The following is a 17,579-nucleotide window of genomic DNA, read 5'->3' on the forward strand; positions in this document are numbered from 1 at the left end:
CGCTCCTACTCCGGCGTGACGTAGGCGGCGGTGATGCCGCCGTCCACGCGCAGGTCGGCTCCGGTCATGTAGCTCGACTCGTCGGAGGCCAGAAAGAGCGCGGCCCCCGCCATCTCGCTGGCTTCGCCGAAACGGCCCATGGGAATGTGCACCAGCCGCCGCTGCTTCTTCTCCTCGGTGTCGAGGAACTTCATCAAGAGCTCGGTGCGCAGGGGGCCGGGGCTAAGGGCGTTGACGCGGATGTTCTCGCGCGCGTGGACGACCGCCAGCTCGCGGGTCATCGAGAGCACCGCGCCCTTGCTGGCGGTGTAGGCGACCTGAGGGGTCGCCGCACCCAGGGTGGCCACGAAGGAGGCGGTGTTGATCACCGAGCCGCCGCCCGCGCGCCTGAGCGCCGGGATGCCGTACTTGCAGCCCAGGAAGACGCCCTTGGCGTTGATGGCCAGCGTCAGGTCCCAGACGTCCTCGGGGGTGCTGATGGCGTCGCCATCGGAGGAGATCATCACCCCGGCGTTGTTAAAGAGCACGTTCAGCCGGCCGAAGGCCTTTTCCGTCTCGGCCACCATCCGCTCGGCGTCGGCGGCCTTGGAGACGTCGGCCTTGACGAAGATGGCCTGCCCGCCTTGCTGGCGTATCTGCTCGGCCACCGCCTCGCCCGACGTTTCGTCGATATCCACCACGGCCACGGCCGCGCCTTCGCGGGCAAACAGCAACGCCGACTCCTTGCCGATACCGCTGCCCGCGCCGGTAATGAGGGCTACCTTGTCCTTGAGTCGCATACGCACCTCCACGCCTCAGGCTACACCGACGAATCGGGGTGTTTCGCCCTAGGCTACGCCAGGTCCAGGACATTGAGCTCGGGGAAGTACCGCCTAAAAAACCGCGCGTCCAGGGTTGTAAAGACCGGAGTGTACCCCTGCCCCACTTGTGCAAGTGCCTGTGCCCCGATCAGGAAGTCCGCGAGGATCCGCCTGGGTCTTCCCCCGCCCGACCTCCTCCGGCGCTCCACGTACCGCGCGAAGCGTTCGGCGGCCAGCTCCCAGACCCTGGGGGTGTCCAGCGAGGAAAAGACCGGCCGGAGCCGGTACTGTTCTATGAATTGCTTTACCGCCCCGGCCCCGGGCAGGGCGAGGAGCTCGGCGTACACGGCCGCCGGAAGGACCAGGGGGTCGGAGCCGCGCGCCTCGAGAAAATCCAACGCCGCCTCGTGGTGGACGTCGTTACGGTTCAGGGCAGCGATCACCACGTTGGTGTCGAGGCTGATGACTTCATAGGTCATCGTCGTTCCCCCGAAGCTCGCGCACGTAGGCAGCGGCGTCGGTCCCTGCGGCTTCGCCAAGGGTCTCGAGCTCCCCGCGAGTTTCCCTGGCCAACCGCGCGAGCACCTCCCGCACCGGCGGACGGGTGATCTTGAGGACGATCCGCCCTTCCTCGACCCCAACCTCCAGCACGTCCCCTGGTTTGATGCCCAGCGCCCTGCGCACCTCGGCGGGGAGGGTGATCTGGTAGCGGCTGGTTACGGTAGTCGTAGGCATGCTCTTATTGTAAGGCATATGTTGCCTTGCATTCTATGCCTTGTATTTGCGCATGTGGTGCCGAAGTCTCCGCGTGTTCGAAACCGCCGGAAGCGCCGCGGAATAGGACGTTCTTTCCTGGGCCCGCTTCTCGTTGCAGATAATCCGCTCCCACGTCGGATCGTGTAGCGGGGGGTTTGGCGCGTTTTCCTACTTATGCACGAGGTCCCTGCGTCGGAGACCTGTCCAGCTCAGGGATGGCAATCCGGCTGCAAGATGGCCCGGACCATGGGCAGCATCGCCTCCCGCCAGCGCCCCGCCGCCTCGTCGTAAAACTTGTTGGCCTGGTTGACGGCAAAGGGGATGCCGGCCTCCCTCAGCGCGCAGCTCACGAATGTGGCGAAGGCGACCTGTTCGGGAACGGTGTAGTCGTCGCCCTTGTTGTAGTTGCCGGGCATCCAGGCGCCCACCCAGATGTAGTGGCCGGTGGCGCGCTGCCACGCCAGGGCGAGGGCTATCTTGTCGAAAACTAGCTGTTCATCCTCAGGCGTGCCACCGGTCCACTTCTTCTTGGGGTTGTCTTTGGAAGTCCCGGCGGCGTAGAAGTGCCACTCGACCATCAGGTAGGGGTCACGCTCGAACAGGGGGTCGAGCTCGTGCAGGTACTCGGGCGCCGAGCGCAGCCGCGGCGAGACGAAGACGATGCGGGTGGGGTTGCTGGCGCGCACGGCGGCCAGGGTGCGGCGGTAGAGGTCGAGCAGCTTCCCAGGCTCGCGGTTCAACCGGTCGGTGACCTCGATGATCGGGTCGAAGGAAAGCTCGGGCGGATAGCCCCGGAAGCGTCCGGCGACGGCACGCCACCAGGACGACCCGGTCGTGGTTTTGCGGGCTGGGGTCTTCCTTGAAGCAGGCCGCCTGGTAGGCGACGATCGGCGGCAAGCCCAGCTCGAGGGCATCGCTCACCACCCGCTCCAGATGATCCAGCAGCTCGGGTGGCGTCCTCGCGCACGCGGATGCGCACGTGGTCGAAACCCATCCGCTTGAAGGCCCGAGCCTCGTCCCGCCGGTAGAGGCGCATGCCCCGGGGCGTCTTGGCCCAGTCCACGTCGACGCCGACCCCCAGGAGGCGCTGGTAGCTGCGGGGGCTCACGGGTGCCCCGGCGTGCGCGTGGGGTGCGGCAAGCAGCAGCAGCCCAAGCCAAAGAACGATCCGCCGCATGCCCTTCAGGCCACACCCGCAACGGGCCCGCTCCCACGCGGATACGGCGTGAACTAACTTGACTTAGCTAAGAACTTAGTTTACATTGACTTTATGGACAAACAGGTCAACGTGCACATGGCCAAGACCCATCTGTCCCGGCTCCTCGAAGTGGTGCTCCTTGGGGAAGAGGTCGTAATCGCCCGCAGCGGCAAGCCCGTAGCCCGTCTGGTGCCTGTACAGGAAACTCCTTCCCGGCGTACCCCGGGCACGGCCCGTGGCCTCGTGCGCATGGCGGACGACTTCGACGCGCCGCTCCCTGCAGACCTCGCGGAGGCCTTTGGGCCGTGAGTCGCCTCCTTCTCGACACCCACGCCTTTCTCTGGTGGATTTCCGACGACCCGCGCCTTTCCCCCGCCGCGCGCGAGGCCATCGCCGACGGGGCCAGCGAGGTCTACCTGAGCGCCGTCAGCGTCTGGGAGATGGTGATCAAGATGGGCCTCGGCCGGCTGGAGCTTCCGGAAGACCTCGAGTCCTTCCTGGCCCGCCAGCTGCAAGCCAACGGTTTTCGCCCCCTGGCCATGACCCTGCCCCACGCGCTGGCGGTGCGCCACCTTCCCGACGTGCACAAAGACCCCTTCGACCGCCTCCTCGTAGCCCAAGCACGGCATGAGGAGCTGGTGCTCATAAGCGGCGACGAAGCCGTGCAACGCTACCCTGTTTCCGTGATCTGGTGAGCTAGATCCGCTCGAAGTAACGCTTGTGGCCCTAATTGGCGATCGCTTCCTCGCAAACCTTCATTACAAACTCGAACGGCGCAGGGATACATTCACGACTCATGATCCCGGGAAAAGCGGGATCAGCAATTGCCCTTCCTCATCGATCTCCCACTCGATGTTCGGAAACTTCCACCCTTCTCCCAGTGGCTCAGCCTGGCTCGCTGAGAAGCTCCGGTAGTGGCCGCTGTTCTTCCAGGATGCGAAGCTTTGTTGACGTCGCTCCGCACTCTTTCTCAACACGCTACAGAAAGGCTGGTATACATGAGCCATCTTTTCATTGCGAGAGCCAAATTTCGTGCGCAGCACCGGGGCCACACCGACGGGGGAGCACAGGCCCCTGTAGGTTCCGTCCGCAACGAATCGGGTCGCACCGAGTAGGAGGTCTGTCGCCTGCAGAAGCTCGCTGTCCCCGCGCTCGCGTATGTCTGCCTCACATCTGCTCGGATTGGAGTCTACCGCACGGATCTCAAACCCCGGGGCGATGGAGAACCCGGGACGAAGCTCTGGCTTGAGGCGCTCTATCACGCGCATCTCGTCAATGGGCCTACGAAGGTGCTCGTCCCCGTCCAGAACCAACCCAAGTACTTCCACCTCAACGCTGGCAAAAACATGGTCAAGTCCTGTGTATCCGTAGTGCAACACACCTTTGATGGCCATCCGCATGAGAGTCTCGAAGTATTTGAGCTTCCTCTCAGGATCGTCCCCTGAATAAAACTCCCTCAAATACGGTGTGTTAGGCGGAAAAAAGAGTGCTCCAAAGCGAAAGAATGGGTAGGGGAGCTCACCTCTTGGTCCCTTTTGCCGGAGAGAATCGCAGGAAAGGTCAAGAACCCGTCTTCCGTATGCTTCTCGCTTGCTCCACTCCTTGCCCGTCATCTCCGAGGTGTGGAGCTCGCCATCGTACTTGATCTCTGTGCGTATCGCCTGAACCTGAGATAGGAACCCCTCTCTGGGTAAAAGCTGTTGAGCGGGTGTAATAACTTCTCCGAACAAAGGTGAATCTTCAGGCGGCCACTCAAGAGTCAAGGTCTCAGGCACAACCAGGATGCCGTGGGCATGTCGCTTGCCCTCAGGCAACTCGGCTTTCTTAGTCTCATCATGATAGAGCCATACCCTGAGAATGGCATTGGGTTTTATATTTGCCATCACTTCAGTATTGCTCAAAAACAGCGAGGCAAGTCGCGAAATTTGAACCATACCGGCGCAATTACAATGCGGAACTTATTACGGATGGACAATCCCCGGATGATAGCGGTAGAAGTATTCAAGGCACGTATAATTTTGGTTATCACAACATATTTTGACAGCATATCAAAACCAAACTTTGATGTATCACAAATACGACACGGTGCATTCTTGTTGGCTCGTGGGTTCTATGAGTAGGACGGCGACTGCGATACCAAGGTTGAATACACTCAACCTTGATGCATATCACTCCTCTAGCTGTGTAGTCCGACCACGTTGTTCACACTAACCCCCAAGCGTGAGATCGGCGCCTGGTAGCCCAGGCTGCTGTGGGGGCGGTGCCAGTTGTAGTAGTGAAGCCACCGGGGAAGGCGGGCTGCCCGCTCCTCCGAGCTCTGGTAGACGTGAGCATAAGCCCACTCACTCAGCAGGGTGCGGATGAAGCGTTCCACCTTCCCGTTCACCCTCGGCGTATAGGGCGGCGTGGTCCTGTGCCGGATGCCCAGCCACCGGAGCACCCTTTGGAAACGCTTGGATTGGAAGATCCGGGCGTTGTCGGTCATCACCGCCTGCACCCGGATGCCCAACCTCCGGTAGTGGCGGAGGGCAGAAAGCAGAAAGGCGACGGCGCTCTCTTTTCGCTCGTTCTCCTTCGTCTCCACGTAGGCCAGCCGGCTGTGGGCGTCCACCGCGGCGAAGACGAAGGCGTAGCCGGCCTTTGGTGAAGCCTGCCTCCTGTCCCCCGTCACCCGGTGCCCGGGGCTACGGAAGCGGGCCAGCTTCTTGGTGTCCAGGTGCAGGAGCACGCCGGGAGCCTTTACCTCGAAGCGCTTGGGCAGGGGCTTGGGTTCCAAAACAGAAAGGCGGTTCAGCCCCCGGGCCTTGAGGACACGAGCCACCGTACTCTTGGAAAGGTTCAGCTTGAAAGCGATGGCGTGGTAGGTCCAGCGGCGCCTGCGGAGCTCGACGACCCGGCGGCGTAGACCCTCATGGGTTCTTCTTGGACTGCGGCAGGGACGTGAACTGCGGTCGTAGAGACCTGCTTCGCCTTCTTCACGAAAACGCCTGAGCCACTTGTAGGCCGTCCTCGGGCTCACCCCCTGGGCCTTGGCAACTTCCCTTACCGGCAGGCCCTCGTGGATAATACGAGACACAAGGATGCGTCTTCCCTCGAACGTTAGTCGCGCGTTCTTGTGGCTGTTCACTGGGGCTTGTCCCCGCGAAGGCGGGGGCCCCTCCTCTCGTGCCAAAAGCCATTCCTTCACAGGCACCAGGGTACGGGGTTCCAGTGAACAACGTGTTGGGAGGTTACATCAGCAAAGCCCCTTTGGGGTCCAGTGATAACTAAATCCGCTCGAAGTAACGCTTGCGGTCCCAGTCGGTCACCGCCTGCTCGTAGGCCTTCCACTCGGTGCGGAAGAAGTGCAGGTAGTGGGCGTGCACCTCCTCGCCCAGCACCCGGCGGGCGAGCTCGCTGGCTTCGAAGAGGTCGGCGGCCTCGCGCAGGCTGTAGGGCACCCGCGGCAGCTCGGCCGCAGCGTAGACGTCGCCCTCGAAGATCGGCGGCGGCTCGATCCGCTGCTCGATGCCCGCGAGGCCGCTGGCCAGCATGGCGGTGTAGGCCAGGTAGGGGTTCGTGTCGGCTCCGGGGATGCGGTTTTCCACACGCAACGAAGCGCCCGCGCCGACGACCCGGAAGCCCGCAGTGCGGTTGTCGTAGCTCCAGGCCAGCCGCGTGGGGGCCCAGGAGGCGTCCTCGTAGCGCTTGTAGCTGTTCACGGTGGGGGCGTAGAAGACCATCCAGTCGGGGGCGAAACGGATCAGCCCGCCGAGGAAGTGCAGGAAGATCTCGGAGGCCTGGACGCGGCCGATGGACCGCTCGCCGGCAAAGGCGTTCTGCGCCTCGGCCCAGAGGCTCATGTGGATGTGGCTGCTCGAGCCCGCCTGGCCACCGGCGGGCTTGGCCATGAAGGTGACGCTCATCTCCTGCTGGTCGGCGATCTCCTTGAGCGCCTCCTTCATGAGCACGTGGCGGTCGGCCATCTCCAGGGCTTCGGTGTAGCGCAGGTTGAGCTCGTGCTGGCCCCGGCCCCACTCGCCCTTGGTGCTCTCGACGGGGATGCCGGCGTCGCGCAGGTCGCGCCGGGCGGCGGAGTGGAAGGCCTCGGTGCGCGAACCCTGGAAGACGTGGTAGTCCTCCAGGTACCAGCCCGCGGGCCGAAGGGCGGCGAAGCCGCGATCGGCAAACTCACGGTAAGGGGTCTCGAAGAGGTAGTACTCGAGCTCGGAGGCCGCCATGACGGCGAACCCCGCCTCGGCGGTGCGCGCCAGCTGCGCCCTCAGCAGGTTGCGCGGGGCCACGGGCACGGGCTCGTGGTTCGCGGTGCTCAGCACGTCGGCGAGGACGATTGCGCTGCTGGAGGTCCGGTGCCAGGTGGCGGGGCGCAGGGTGTCGAGGTCGGGCACCAGGTGGACGTCGCCGTAGCCGCGCTCCCAGTTGGCGAAGGCGTAGCCGGGCACCGGGTTCATCTCCATGTCCACGGTGAGCAGGTAGTCGCAGGCGTGGGTACCGGCGCGGGCGGCGGCCTCGAGGAAGAACTCGGCGTCGAAGCGTTTGCCCATCAGGCGTCCATAGAGGTCGGGGAAAGCGACGATGACGGTGTCGATCTCGCCCTCGGCCACCAGGCCGGCCAGGGCATCGAGCGTGAGTTTGCCGCGGGGGTGGGGCATCTTGGCTCCTTTGGACCAGTATACCGCCCGGCGGGTTTTAGCCTTCCTTCAGCGTCAGCTGCCCGCAGGCCGCGCCCACGTCCATACCTTGGTCCCGGCGAACGGTCGTGGAGATCTCCCCTTCTCATCCCAAAACACGCTAGCCTGGCTAGACTGGGTGTAGAGGTGAGGAACATCATGAGAAGCTGGTCGCTTCAGGACGCCAAGAACAAGTTCAGTGAGCTGGCCCGCCGCGCTGAGGTCGAGGGTCCCCAGTTCGTCACCCGGCACGGACGTGAAGCCGTGGTGGTGGTTTCCGCAGCCGAGTTCCGGCGCCTGACGGCTCCGCGGGAAGACTTGGTCAGCTTTTTAGCGCATTCGCCGCTGGTCGGTGAGGGGTTGGAGATTGAGCGCGACGCCTCGCCCGCACGCGAACTGGAACTCTAGTGCGCTACCTACTCGACACCCCGGTCATTTCCGAGCTGGTGCGACCCCAGCCCGAGGCACGGGTGGCGGGGTGGGTTCGTCGCGCTGAACCCACCTCGCTGTACTTGTCGGTCATTACCTTTGGCGAGCTGGCCAAGGGCATCGAGAGGCTGGCCATTGGGGGCAAGCGCCGTCGGCTGCTGGCCTGGGTCGAGAACGACTTGAAGGGTTGGTTCGCGGGTCGCGTCCTGGCAGTGGACCTGGAGGTCGCCGAGCGCTGGGGGTTGCTCTTGGCTCGTGCGGAACTGGATGGGGCTCCACTGCCGGCGGTGGACGCGCTTCTGGCGGCCAGTGCGCTTACGCACAACCTCGTCTTGGTCACCCGGAACACCCGCCACTTCCGGGTGCCGGGCCTGGAAGTCTTCGATCCCTGGACTGACGCCTAGCTTTCCTTCAGCGCCAGCTGCCCACAGGCCGCGCCCACGTCCACGCCGCGGCTCCAGCGGACCGAAACCGGAACCCCCGCCTCTTCGAGTGCGTGGGCGAAGCGCTGGATCCGCTTCCGGCCGCTGCCTTCCACCGGCGCGCCCTCCCAGGGGTTGAAGGGAATCAGGTTGACGTGGGCCACCAGGCCCTTCAGAATCCGGGCCAGCTCGCGGGCCTGCTCCTCGCGGTCGTTGACGCCCCGCAGCATGGTGTACTCGATCGTCACCCGCCGCTTGGTGCGGTCGAAGTAGGCCCGAACGGCGTCCATGATCTCGGCGATCGTGTAGCGGTGAGCCGTGGGGATGATCTTCTTCCGTGTCTCGTCGTCGGGGGCGTGCAGGCTGAGCGCCAGCTTGACCCCCAGGTCGTCCGCGGCCAGGCGCCGGATGCCGCGGGGAATACCCACGGTCGAGAGGGTGACGCGGCGGGGGCTCATGGCCAGGGCGCGCTTGTTCAGCATCCGCCGCACCGCCCAGGCGACGTTCTCGTAATTGAGCAGCGGCTCGCCCATGCCCATCAGCACCACGTTGCGAATTTCACGGGGAGAAAGGCCCTGGTGGTAGGCCACGGCCAGGATCTGGTCGAGGATCTCGGGGCCCGTCAGGTTGCGGCCAAAGCCCATCTTGCCGGTGGCGCAGAAGCTGCAGCCGGCGGGGCAGCCCACCTGACTGGAGATGCAGACGGTCTTGCGGTCGGCGTAGGGCAGGAAAACGGCCTCGGTGCGCTGGCCGTCGTGCAGGGTGAACAGGTACTTTACCGAGCCGTCGGCCGAAGGAAAGGCCTGCACCAGGGCGAACTCGCTGATGCGCCACTCGGCGGGCAGGGCCCCGCGCAGGCGGCGCGGCAGGTCGGTCATCTCGTCGAACTCGCGCGCCCCCTTCTTGTAAAGCCAGCTGGCGATCTGGTTCTTGCGGTAGCCCTTGCCGGGCAGCTCGTCCGGCGGCTCGGGCAGCAGAATAGGCCTGCGCTCGTCGGGCACCACCGCCGCCTCGGGCGCCTGCGCGGGCACGTAGCAAGCCCCCCCGTCGGTCGGGGGTTCGTCTCGTTCGGTGCGGAAGGTAGGGCGTTCGTTCATCGTCGGCGGTAGACGGCCGCCGCGCCCGGGGCGCGGGCGTCCATCGGAACAGTCTACCGCGTGGGCGCAGCAAGCGCGAGCCCCGGGCTCAGGCGTGCGGCACGGTCCTGGAGAAGGCGAAGATGACCACCACGCCCAGCACGATCAGCGCCATCCCCGCCACCGCCGCCGCGTCGGGCGCCTGACCGTAGAGCCGCCAACCGGCGAGGGTGATGAGAACGATGCCCACGCCCGACCAGACCGCGTAGGTGACGCCCAGGGGAATGGTCTTGAGGGTCAGGCTCATGAAGTAGAAGGCGGCGCCGTAGCCCAGGGCCACGATCAGGGTGGGCAGCGGACGGGCGAAACCCTCGGCGGCCTTGAGGGCGCTGGTGCCGACCACCTCGGCCAGGATCGCCAGGGCCAGGTAAAGGTAGGCCATGGCCCCAATCTACCGGAGGGGGGCCGGTTCGGTGCAGGTCGGCTCTGGACGCGAGGCTAGGCGAAAACGCGTTCCCTGCCCAGGTCCTTGACCAGCAGGTAGTAGAAGACCGCGCGCGACTTGCGGCGCTCGGCCTTCATCCGCTCGCAGACCTTCTTGACGGCGGCGTCGAGCCCGGGGCCGTCCTTCAGCCCCAGCTTCTTGATCAGGAAGTTCTTCTTCACCGTCGCCAGCTCCTTGGGGTCGGAGCAGGAAACGAGCGCGGTATCGGGCCTCCGCATCACCAGGGCGTAGTTCTTGACCAGGGCGGCGAGCAGGGCCTCGTCGGGCTTGGGGTCGTACTTCCTGACGGCTTCCAGGGTCTTGGACAGCAGCTCTGCGTTGGTCACGGTTGCTACCTCCCAAGGCCCAGGCTACGCCCGGGTGGCCCGAGAGGTGTAAAGCCGCGGTAAAACCCGGCCGCGTGGCGGCCGAGAGAAAGGGAGCGGCCGCGGTTACTCGCCCGCCGGTTCGCCCGCCAGCTCTTCCATCAGGTACTCGAGCCGCATCCGCGCGTTGTCCTGCGAGCCGTAGATGCTGCGCAGCAACTCGCCGCCCGGCGCGAAGACGAGCCAGTGGGGCGTGCCTTCCACTCCCCAGCCCCGGGCCAGCTCGCCCGTGAGGTCGAGCGCCACCGGGAAGGGCAGCTTGGCGAAGTCGCGCGCGAAGTACTCGAGCTGGGGCACGACCTCGTCGCGCTCGAAGCGCTTGTGCCCGTAGGCGGTGTGCACCGTCAGGACCTGCAGCCGGTCGCCGTACTCGCGGACGAGCTGCTTGAGGAAGGGGATGCCGCGGGCGATGCAGCCCGGGCACTCGAGGTTGAAGAACATTACGATGCCGGGCTTGTCCCAGCGCTCGGGCGGCGGCACCGGGTCCATCCAGACGAAGTCGGTCGGCCAGTCTCCCATACCGGCGGACAGTGTAGCACACCCAGTTTGGGGTACCGCAGGCGCGCCTGGCAGCCTAGCCTGAGGGCATGAAACGGATCCTGCTCTTCCTGGGCCTCAGCCTGACGCTCGCCGCCTGCAGCCTGGCGCCGATCACGATCGACCTAATGCCCACCCTCCAGCAGAACGGCGCCGACGCCGGCACCCAGACGGTCACCGCCGCAGGCGCCCTCGACCTGAGGCTCCCCGACCGCTCCGGCTACGGGGTTAGCGGTTACGAGGTGCCCTCGCTGCGCCCGAACCAGGTCAGGCTCGAGTACACCCTGGTGCTCGAACAGGACGGCGGACTGAGCGGAAGCGCGGAACTGCGCTTCTACCTGGCCCCCACAGGAGCCGACCTCTGGAACGCCGCGGAGCAGGTCGGCGACCCAATCGCGGTGGACCTCAGCCAGACCTCCACCACCCTCTCGGGCAGCCTGGAGCTCAGCCCCGAGCAGATCGACACGCTGATGTCGGGCACGCTCACGGTGGGCGCCCGCATCGCCGGCACGGCCAGCGGAACGGCCACGGTGAGCTACCGTTTCGAACGGCTGGTCCTCAAGGTCGCCTTCTTCTAACCTTTGTCCGCGGCACCGCCGGGCGGCCTGCGGGCCGCCCCTCTTCTTGGCGCTAGAGTGGGGTATGCGCCCGTGGCCGCTGGGGATCCTGCTCCTCCTGGGTTTGACCCTCGCCCAGCCCGCCCAGCTGGGCCCCCGCCCCTTCTTCCTGCTCGACCGCCTGGAGCCCGGCCCGCTCCACCAGCGGCTGGCCGCCTGCGCCGCCCGCACGGAGGCCTACCCGCGCTCGCCTTTGGCCGTCGGTCACCGCGGTGCGGCGCTCTTCTTCCCCGAGCACACCCGCGAGGGCTACCTGGCGGCGGTCCGCCAGGGCGCGGGCTTCGTGGAGTGCGACGCGGTGCCCACCGCGGACGGCGCGCTCGTCTGCCGCCACTCCGACCGTGATTTGGCCGAGACCACCAGTATCCTCAGCACCCCGCTGGCCGCGAAGTGCCGCAAGCCCTTCCGGCCCGGGCGCAAGCCCGACTGCCGCACCACCGACCTGACCCTGGCCGAGTTTTTGTCGCTCGAGGGCTGGCCCGAAGGCCGCAACGAGGCCGCCCGGAAGCCCGAAGACTACTACCGCGCCGCCCCCGCCTGGCGCACCCTGGCCTACGCCCCGGGCACGGTGATGAGCCACCGTCGGTACATCGAGCTGCTCAAGCCCACCGGGGTCAACTTCATCCCCGAACTCAAGAAGGCGGACCCGCCGCCGGGGATGAGCCTGGAGGCCTACCGACGGCGGATCGTGGACGACTACCGCGAGCTGGGCGTGCCCCCCGAGCGGGTCTACCTGCAGAGCTTCGACCTGGAAGACTTGCGTTTTTGGCGCCGCTACGCCCCCGAATACGCGAAGAACGCCGTCTGGCTCGACGGCCGCTACAGGGAGCGGGGCTTCGACCCCGCACATCCCGAGCGGCTGAAGCCGAGCATGGCGGCGCTGGCCGCGGAGGGGCTGCGCTTCTTGAGCCCGCCGCTATGGGTGCTGCTGGCGCTGGACGAAGACGGCGGGATCGTGCCCTCGGCCTACGCCGGCGCGGCGCGCGCCGCGGGGCTCGAGCTGATCCCCTGGACGCTCGAGCGCTCGGGTCCGCTCACCGGGGGCGGGGGCTGGTACTACCGGAGCGTGCGGCCGGCCATCCGCTCGGACGGCGACGTCTACCGGGTGCTCGACGTGCTGGTGAACCAGATCGGCGTCTACGCGATCTTCTCCGACTGGCCGGCCACGGTGACCTTCTTCGACGCCTGCGGGCGCCGCTGAGGCCTCACCCGCGGCGCGGCGCGGTTGCGTAGACTACGGTTTACACGGGAGGTAGGCGTTGCGACGTTGGCTTTGGCTGCTGCTGGCGCTCGGGCTGTTCGCGGCCTGTTCCGCCCCCCCGGCGGGGCTGCGCGTCAGCCCTGTGGAGGCGACGCTCGAGCCCGGGGAGGAGCTGGTCCTCACCGCCGACGGCGCCGACCCCGACGACCTGGTCTGGACCGCCGAGTACGGGACCCTGATCCCCGAAGGGGCGCAGGCCCGCTACCGCGCCCCCGACTACCCGGTGGACGACCGGATCGAGGTCGTGCGCGGCTCCAACCCCCGCGAACGCATGGAGGTGCAGGTGCACGTGCGCGGTTCGGGCGTCCTCGCGCCGCGCGTCCGCGTCCGCAGCGACCTCGCCCTCCTCTTCACGCGCGCCGGGGAGGAGCGCGAGCTGGCGGTGGTGGTCTACGACGCCGCCGGCCGGCCCGACCCCGAGGCCGCGGTCCAGTTCAGCAGCGACGACCCCGACCGGGTGACCGTGGAGGCGACGGGCCCGCAGACCGCGCGGGTGCGCGCGCTGGTGAACGAACCGGGCACGGTGCGGCTGCGGATCCGCGCGCAGGACGCCGAAGCCTACGCCTGGGCGGTGACGGCGGAGCTGCGGCCCGAGGCGGTGCGGCTCGAGGACGGCTGGATCCTGGGCGCGACCTGGGACCCCGATGCCCTCGCCTGGACGGAGATCGTCCTCGAGCGGACCCCGGAGACCGAGGCCCTGCGCCCGGGCCAGGTCGTCTTCAGCGGCGACCGCGCCGGCGTCTGGGGGCGCGTCGAAGCGGTCCGCACCGAGGGGGGGCGGGTGGCGCTGGAGCTGGGCCCCGCGGGGCTGAGCGACGTCTTCTGGAACCTCGACTACCAAGCGGAGCTGCCCCCCTACCCGGTGACGCTGAGCGCCGCCGGTGAGGGGGTGCGGTTGGCCCGGGGCGCCGACGGCGGGGAACGCCTGGCCCCCGGCGAACCCTGTCCGGGGCTGGAACGCGGCGCGGATGCGGGCGGTCGGATCGAGGCGCGCGCCTTTTTGGAGCTGCGCGTCGTCGACGGCGCGCTCGAAGCCGCGCGCTGGCGCCTGGCCCTCGCGGGCGAGCTCGAGGACGGGGGGTTCACCCTGGACACCCAAGCCGGCGCAGCGGGCTGCGCCCTGGCGCGGCTGCAGACCCGGCTGCCCCCGCTCTCGTGGCTGCTCTTCTCGCTGCGGCTGCGCGCCCGGCTCGAGGCCCAAAGCGCCCTGGACCCCGACCCCGCGCCCGCGCGCCTGGTCTGGCCCGCCCAGCGGGCCCGCTTCCACGCCGAGCGTGCCTGGACGGCCGCCCCGGCGCCGCCCCGCGGCCCGCTGGCCGTCGACCCTCCGGAGCTGGAGGGCGAACCCGGGATCGGCTTCGCCGCTCCCGGCCGCCTGCGGCTGCGCCTCGAGCGGCGGCTGCGGCTCAGCGGCGAGGTGCGGGCCCAGGGCACCCCGCTCGGCGAGGGAACGCTGGCCGAGCCGGGGGACGCCCTCCTCCTCACGGCCGCGCTTGAGGGGCCGCTCGACCCCGCCGACCCCGACTACCGCGGTCCCGACTGGGAGCTCAGCTGGGCCCCCGAGGCCGCCGCCGAGGCCGGCGACCTGGAGACCCTGCTCGCCGCGGTGGCCGGAGTGCGCGCGCCCGCGCCCGCCGGCTCCACAGCCGCGCCGCTGCGGCTGGCCGGACCGCCGCGGGTCTGGGGGCACCTCGACACCGGCGGGGTACGGCGGCTCGACCTGGGCGAGGCCGCCGCCGAGCCCGCGGCCCGCTTCAGCTTCGAGGCCGACCCTCCCGAGCCCGGCCGGGTGGAGGTCTGGCTGCGGGGCGGGGCCTGCGACGATCCCGCCGACTGCTTTTCAGGGCCGCTCGAGCCCGTCGCCGTGACCGACGAACCCGACGGACCGCTCGTCTGGCGCCCCGAAAAGGACGACCGCGGGGTGTACGAGGTCTTCTTCCGCTACCGCCTGGGGGCGGTGGGGGCGCGGCACCCCTACGCGGGGCGGCCGCCGGACCCCTGGCTCCTGGTGCAGAGCCCCGACCTCCAGGGGCTGCCGCTCGCGCTCGAGCTGCACGGCGCGCCCGGCGGAACGGCGACGGGGGTGCTGCGCTACCGCAACGCCGCCCTCGGCGGCGTCTTCCCGGACGGGACGCCGGCCCAACTCACCAGCACCCTCTGGGTCTGGACGCCCCGCGAAGGGGTGGTGCGGGCGCAGCCGCGCAAGCTGGCCCTCGCCGCGGGGCTATGGGGGTACCAGCGGCTCAGCGCCGACTGCCCGGAAGCCGCCGGCCGCTTCGCGGCCGCGCTGCCCCTGTACACCAACGACCCGGAGCTGCCTGCCGTCGTCGTGCCCGTCGACGTCGTCTGCGAGCCGGGGCCGCGGGCCGTTCCCTGGCTCGAGGTCGACCGCAACGGGGGGGCGGCTTCGCTGGCCGTCACCTTCCGGCTGGGTGTGCGGGCGCCCCCCGGCGCAGCCACCGCCTGCGCGCTGGACTTCGGCGACGGCAGCCCGCCGCGCAGCTGGCCGGAGGGCTGCCCCGCGCAGCTGGACGTCCGCCACGTCTACGAGCGCCCCGGCTTCTACCGCGCGGTCCTCTGGCTGATCGGCGGTGGCGGCGAGGACCTGGCCGCGGTCGAGCTGCGCGTCGACTGAGCCTCAGACCCGCAGGTGCACCACGGTGACGCCGTGGCCGCCCTCGTTCGGCATGGCGTCGTGGAAGCGCTCGACGCGCTTGTCATGACGCAGGAAGTTTTGGATCTCGCGGCGCAGCACCCCGGTGCCCTTGCCGTGCAGGATGCGCACCGGGGAGTTGCCGGTGGCCACGGCCTCGGCAAGGAAGTCGTGGACGGCCTCGACCGCCTCGGCTGCGGTCAGGCCGCGCACGTTCAGCTCGGTTTCGAACCCCGACTCGACGACGACCGCCTGCTTGGGGCGGGGCGCGCCCTCGCCGCGGGGCCGCAGCTCCGCGGTGGGCACGCGGATCTTGACCTGGCCGATCTGCACCAGCGTCTCCTCGCCCTCGACGCGCACCACCCGCCCCTTCTGGCGGTAGCTGGGCACCTCGACGAGCATCCCCGGCTCCAGCCCCGGCAGCGGGTTCGTCCCCGCCGCCGGGCGCGGCTTGGTGCGCTCGCGAATCTTCATCACCTCGCGCAGGGCGTCGCGCTTCTGCGACCCGCCCTTGCGCGCCTTTGCCCGCAGCTCGCGGATCTGGCGGTGGGCCTCCTCGAGCATGCGGTCCACCTCGGCGCGGGCCGCGGCGAGCAGCGCCGCGCGCTCGCGCTCGATCCCCTCGAGGCGCGCTTGCAGCTCGCCGCGGGCGGTCTCGGCCTCGCGCCGCGTCCGCTCGGCCGCGGCCAGACGCGCTTCCAGCTCGGTCTGCTGCCGCTCCAGGCGCTCGAGCAGCTCCTCCACCCGCGCCCCGCCCTCGCCCAGGAAGCGTTCGGCGGCGCGCAGCACCTCCTCGTCGAGCCCCAGGCGACGGGCAACGGCCAGCGCGTAGCTGCGCCCCGGCAGGCCGACCTGCAGGCGGAAGGTGGGGCGGAACTCTTCGAGCACGAACCCCATGCTGGCGTTCTCGAGCCCCCCAGCCCGGCCCGCCAGCGCCTTGAGCGGCGTCAGGTGGGTGGTGACGATGCCCCGCGCCCCCTTCTCGAGCAGCCGCAGGATCACCGCCTGGGCCAGCGCCGCGCCTTCCTCGGGGTCGGTGCCCGACCCCAGCTCGTCGACGAGCACCAGGGCGTCGGGGGCGGCGGACCCGAGGATGCGGTCGAGCTTCTTCAGGTGGGCGGCGAAGGTGGAGAGCCCGCCCTCGAGGCTCTGCTCGTCGCCGATGTCGACCTCGAGCCGGCGCACCCAACCCAGCTCGGCCGCCTCGGCGGCGACGAACAGCCCCGCCTGATGCATGAGCACCGCCAGGCCCAGGGTCTTGAGCAGCACGGTCTTGCCCCCCATGTTGGGGCCGGTGACGAGGAGGATGCGGGTGCGCTCGTCCAGGTGCAGGTCGTTGGGCACCGGGTCCTCGAGCAGCGGGTGGCGCGCCCCCACGAGGTGGTAGCGGCCGGGCGGACCGTCCTGTGCCGGCGCCAGCCCCCAGTCCTCGGCCAGCAGGGCGGCGGCGCGCACCGCGTCCAGCCAGGCCAGCGCCTCGAGCGTGGCCTCGAGCTCGGCGTCGCCGGCGAGGAGGCCCGCCAGCTCGGCCAGCACCTTGAGGACCTCGGCCTCCTCCTCCAGCCGCAGCTGCGCGAGCTCGTTGTTCAGCGGCACCACCGAGGCCGGCTCCATGAAGACGGTCGCCCCGGTGTCGGACTGGGCCAGCACGATTCCCCCGATCTGGCGCTGCTGCTGGGCGCGCACGGGGATGACGTAGCGGTCGCGCCGCAGCGTCACGTAGCGCTCCTGCACGGCCTCGGGGTGGGCGTCCATCACCGCCTCGAGCCGCTTGATGATGCGCTCGCGCAAGGGGTTCAGGCTGCGGCGGATGCGCTTCAGCTTGGGGGTGGCGTCGTCCTTCACCTCGCCGGCCTCGTCGAGCGACTCGGCCACCCGCCGGCGGAAGAGCGCGTGCTCCCCGATGCCGGCGGCGACGCGCGCCAGCTCGCCCTCGCCGGCGGCGAGGATCTCGCGCTTGAGCTCGGCGGCGCGTTCCAGCGTGGCCGCGGCCTCCACCAGCTCGGCCCCCTCGGGCCGCTCGCCGCGGCGGATCCGCTCGAGCAGCGGCCGGGGGTCGAAGACCCCGCCCAGGCGGTAGCCCAGCGCGACCGCCTCCTGGGTGGCCCGGCGGAAGCGCGCGGCCTCCTCGGGGGTGGGCAGCGGCCCCCAGGCGCGCACCCGGTCCTCCCCCATGCGCGTGGCGACCCGCTCCGCCAGCGCCCGGCGGATGCGTTCGAAGTCGAGGGTTTGCAGCGTGTCGTCCGTCACGGCGTTACCATCCTTAACTATACCGTTTCGAGTTTTTCAT

19 protein-coding genes are annotated in these 17,579 nt (G+C 68.8%); 7 read left to right on the forward strand and 12 right to left on the reverse strand.

Annotated features, from left to right (window positions below; all coding sequences use genetic code 11):
• Window positions 1-5: 5 nt before the first annotated feature.
• From HNQ05_RS11035 to HNQ05_RS11050, 4 genes are all read right to left on the reverse strand, one after another.
• The gene (locus tag HNQ05_RS11035) at window positions 6-779 is read right to left on the reverse strand and encodes a glucose 1-dehydrogenase (RefSeq protein ID WP_147148482.1); all 774 of its coding nucleotides are present in this window, start codon (window positions 777-779) and stop codon (window positions 6-8) included.
• 53 nt (window positions 780-832) lie between these two features.
• A complete protein-coding gene (locus tag HNQ05_RS11040) occupies window positions 833-1,279 on the reverse strand; it encodes a PIN domain-containing protein (protein WP_147148480.1) in 447 nt (148 codons plus the stop codon).
• Window positions 1,269-1,535: an AbrB/MazE/SpoVT family DNA-binding domain-containing protein gene (locus HNQ05_RS11045; protein ID WP_147148478.1), complete on the reverse strand. Its 267-nt coding sequence runs from the start codon at window positions 1,533-1,535 to the stop codon at window positions 1,269-1,271. Before HNQ05_RS11045 ends, HNQ05_RS11040 begins: the two co-directional genes overlap by 11 nt.
• A 230-nt stretch (window positions 1,536-1,765) precedes the next feature.
• A complete protein-coding gene (locus tag HNQ05_RS11050) occupies window positions 1,766-2,470 on the reverse strand; it encodes a cellulase family glycosylhydrolase (protein WP_147148476.1) in 705 nt (234 codons plus the stop codon).
• A 356-nt stretch (window positions 2,471-2,826) separates the two neighbouring features.
• Here HNQ05_RS11050 and HNQ05_RS11055 point away from each other — a divergent pair, with 356 nt between their 5' ends.
• On the forward strand, window positions 2,827-3,063 hold the full coding sequence (locus HNQ05_RS11055; RefSeq protein WP_147148474.1) for a type II toxin-antitoxin system Phd/YefM family antitoxin: 237 nt from the start codon (window positions 2,827-2,829) through the stop codon (window positions 3,061-3,063).
• On the forward strand, window positions 3,060-3,449 hold the full coding sequence (locus HNQ05_RS11060) for a type II toxin-antitoxin system VapC family toxin (protein ID WP_147148472.1): 390 nt from the start codon (window positions 3,060-3,062) through the stop codon (window positions 3,447-3,449). Before HNQ05_RS11055 ends, HNQ05_RS11060 begins: the two co-directional genes overlap by 4 nt.
• A gap of 99 nt (window positions 3,450-3,548) precedes the next feature.
• Here HNQ05_RS11060 and HNQ05_RS11065 read toward each other — a convergent pair whose 3' ends face one another.
• The 3 genes from HNQ05_RS11065 to HNQ05_RS11075 all read right to left on the reverse strand — a co-directional run bounded on the left by HNQ05_RS11065 (window position 3,549) and on the right by HNQ05_RS11075 (window position 7,406).
• Window positions 3,549-4,688 carry a hypothetical protein gene (locus HNQ05_RS11065; RefSeq protein WP_147148470.1) on the reverse strand — a complete coding sequence of 380 codons (1,140 nt, stop codon included), beginning with the start codon at window positions 4,686-4,688 and terminating at the stop codon, window positions 3,549-3,551.
• Window positions 4,689-4,930: 242 nt separating this feature from the next.
• Window positions 4,931-5,881 carry an IS481 family transposase gene (locus HNQ05_RS11070; protein ID WP_147148468.1) on the reverse strand — a complete coding sequence of 317 codons (951 nt, stop codon included), beginning with the start codon at window positions 5,879-5,881 and terminating at the stop codon, window positions 4,931-4,933.
• A 139-nt stretch (window positions 5,882-6,020) separates the two neighbouring features.
• Window positions 6,021-7,406: a glutamine synthetase family protein gene (locus tag HNQ05_RS11075; RefSeq protein WP_147148466.1), complete on the reverse strand. Its 1,386-nt coding sequence runs from the start codon at window positions 7,404-7,406 to the stop codon at window positions 6,021-6,023.
• Window positions 7,407-7,571: 165 nt separating this feature from the next.
• Here HNQ05_RS11075 and HNQ05_RS11080 point away from each other — a divergent pair, with 165 nt between their 5' ends.
• Window positions 7,572-7,832: a type II toxin-antitoxin system Phd/YefM family antitoxin gene (locus HNQ05_RS11080; RefSeq protein ID WP_221266984.1), complete on the forward strand. Its 261-nt coding sequence runs from the start codon at window positions 7,572-7,574 to the stop codon at window positions 7,830-7,832.
• Window positions 7,832-8,257: a type II toxin-antitoxin system VapC family toxin gene (locus HNQ05_RS11085; protein ID WP_147148464.1), complete on the forward strand. Its 426-nt coding sequence runs from the start codon at window positions 7,832-7,834 to the stop codon at window positions 8,255-8,257. The genes HNQ05_RS11080 and HNQ05_RS11085 overlap by 1 nt, the downstream gene beginning before the upstream one ends.
• Here HNQ05_RS11085 and rlmN read toward each other — a convergent pair.
• The 4 genes from rlmN to HNQ05_RS11105 all read right to left on the reverse strand — a co-directional run bounded on the left by rlmN (window position 8,254) and on the right by HNQ05_RS11105 (window position 10,740).
• On the reverse strand, window positions 8,254-9,372 hold the full coding sequence (gene rlmN / locus HNQ05_RS11090) for a dual-specificity RNA methyltransferase RlmN (RefSeq protein ID WP_147148462.1): 1,119 nt from the start codon (window positions 9,370-9,372) through the stop codon (window positions 8,254-8,256). The two genes, HNQ05_RS11085 and rlmN, sit on opposite strands and share 4 nt — an antisense overlap.
• An 88-nt stretch (window positions 9,373-9,460) precedes the next feature.
• Window positions 9,461-9,793, reverse strand: coding sequence for a DMT family transporter (locus HNQ05_RS11095; RefSeq protein WP_147148460.1), 333 nt, complete (start codon window positions 9,791-9,793; stop codon window positions 9,461-9,463).
• Window positions 9,794-9,849: 56 nt separating this feature from the next.
• On the reverse strand, window positions 9,850-10,182 hold the full coding sequence (locus tag HNQ05_RS11100) for a DUF2853 family protein (protein ID WP_221266985.1): 333 nt from the start codon (window positions 10,180-10,182) through the stop codon (window positions 9,850-9,852).
• Between the two features lie 105 nt (window positions 10,183-10,287).
• Window positions 10,288-10,740, reverse strand: a complete 453-nt coding sequence (locus tag HNQ05_RS11105) for a TlpA family protein disulfide reductase (protein ID WP_147148458.1) — start codon at window positions 10,738-10,740, stop codon at window positions 10,288-10,290.
• A gap of 68 nt (window positions 10,741-10,808) precedes the next feature.
• On the opposite strand from HNQ05_RS11105, the gene HNQ05_RS11110 reads away from it, so the two are divergent.
• The 3 genes from HNQ05_RS11110 to HNQ05_RS11120 all read left to right on the forward strand — a co-directional run bounded on the left by HNQ05_RS11110 (window position 10,809) and on the right by HNQ05_RS11120 (window position 15,271).
• On the forward strand, window positions 10,809-11,336 hold the full coding sequence (locus tag HNQ05_RS11110; RefSeq protein WP_147148457.1) for a lipoprotein: 528 nt from the start codon (window positions 10,809-10,811) through the stop codon (window positions 11,334-11,336).
• 64 nt (window positions 11,337-11,400) lie between these two features.
• Complete coding sequence (locus HNQ05_RS11115; RefSeq protein WP_147148455.1) at window positions 11,401-12,576, forward strand: glycerophosphodiester phosphodiesterase family protein; 1,176 nt, start codon at window positions 11,401-11,403, stop codon at window positions 12,574-12,576.
• A 58-nt stretch (window positions 12,577-12,634) separates the two neighbouring features.
• Window positions 12,635-15,271 carry a hypothetical protein gene (locus HNQ05_RS11120; RefSeq protein WP_147148453.1) on the forward strand — a complete coding sequence of 879 codons (2,637 nt, stop codon included), beginning with the start codon at window positions 12,635-12,637 and terminating at the stop codon, window positions 15,269-15,271.
• Window positions 15,272-15,274: 3 nt separating this feature from the next.
• On the opposite strand, the gene HNQ05_RS11125 is transcribed toward HNQ05_RS11120, so the two are convergent.
• Entirely contained in the window at window positions 15,275-17,539 is a 2,265-nt protein-coding gene (locus HNQ05_RS11125) for an endonuclease MutS2 (protein ID WP_147148451.1), read from the reverse strand.
• Between the last annotated feature and the right edge of the window lie 40 nt (window positions 17,540-17,579).

This window comes from Oceanithermus desulfurans, from assembly GCF_014201675.1.
GTDB lineage: Bacteria > Deinococcota > Deinococci > Deinococcales > Marinithermaceae > Oceanithermus > Oceanithermus desulfurans.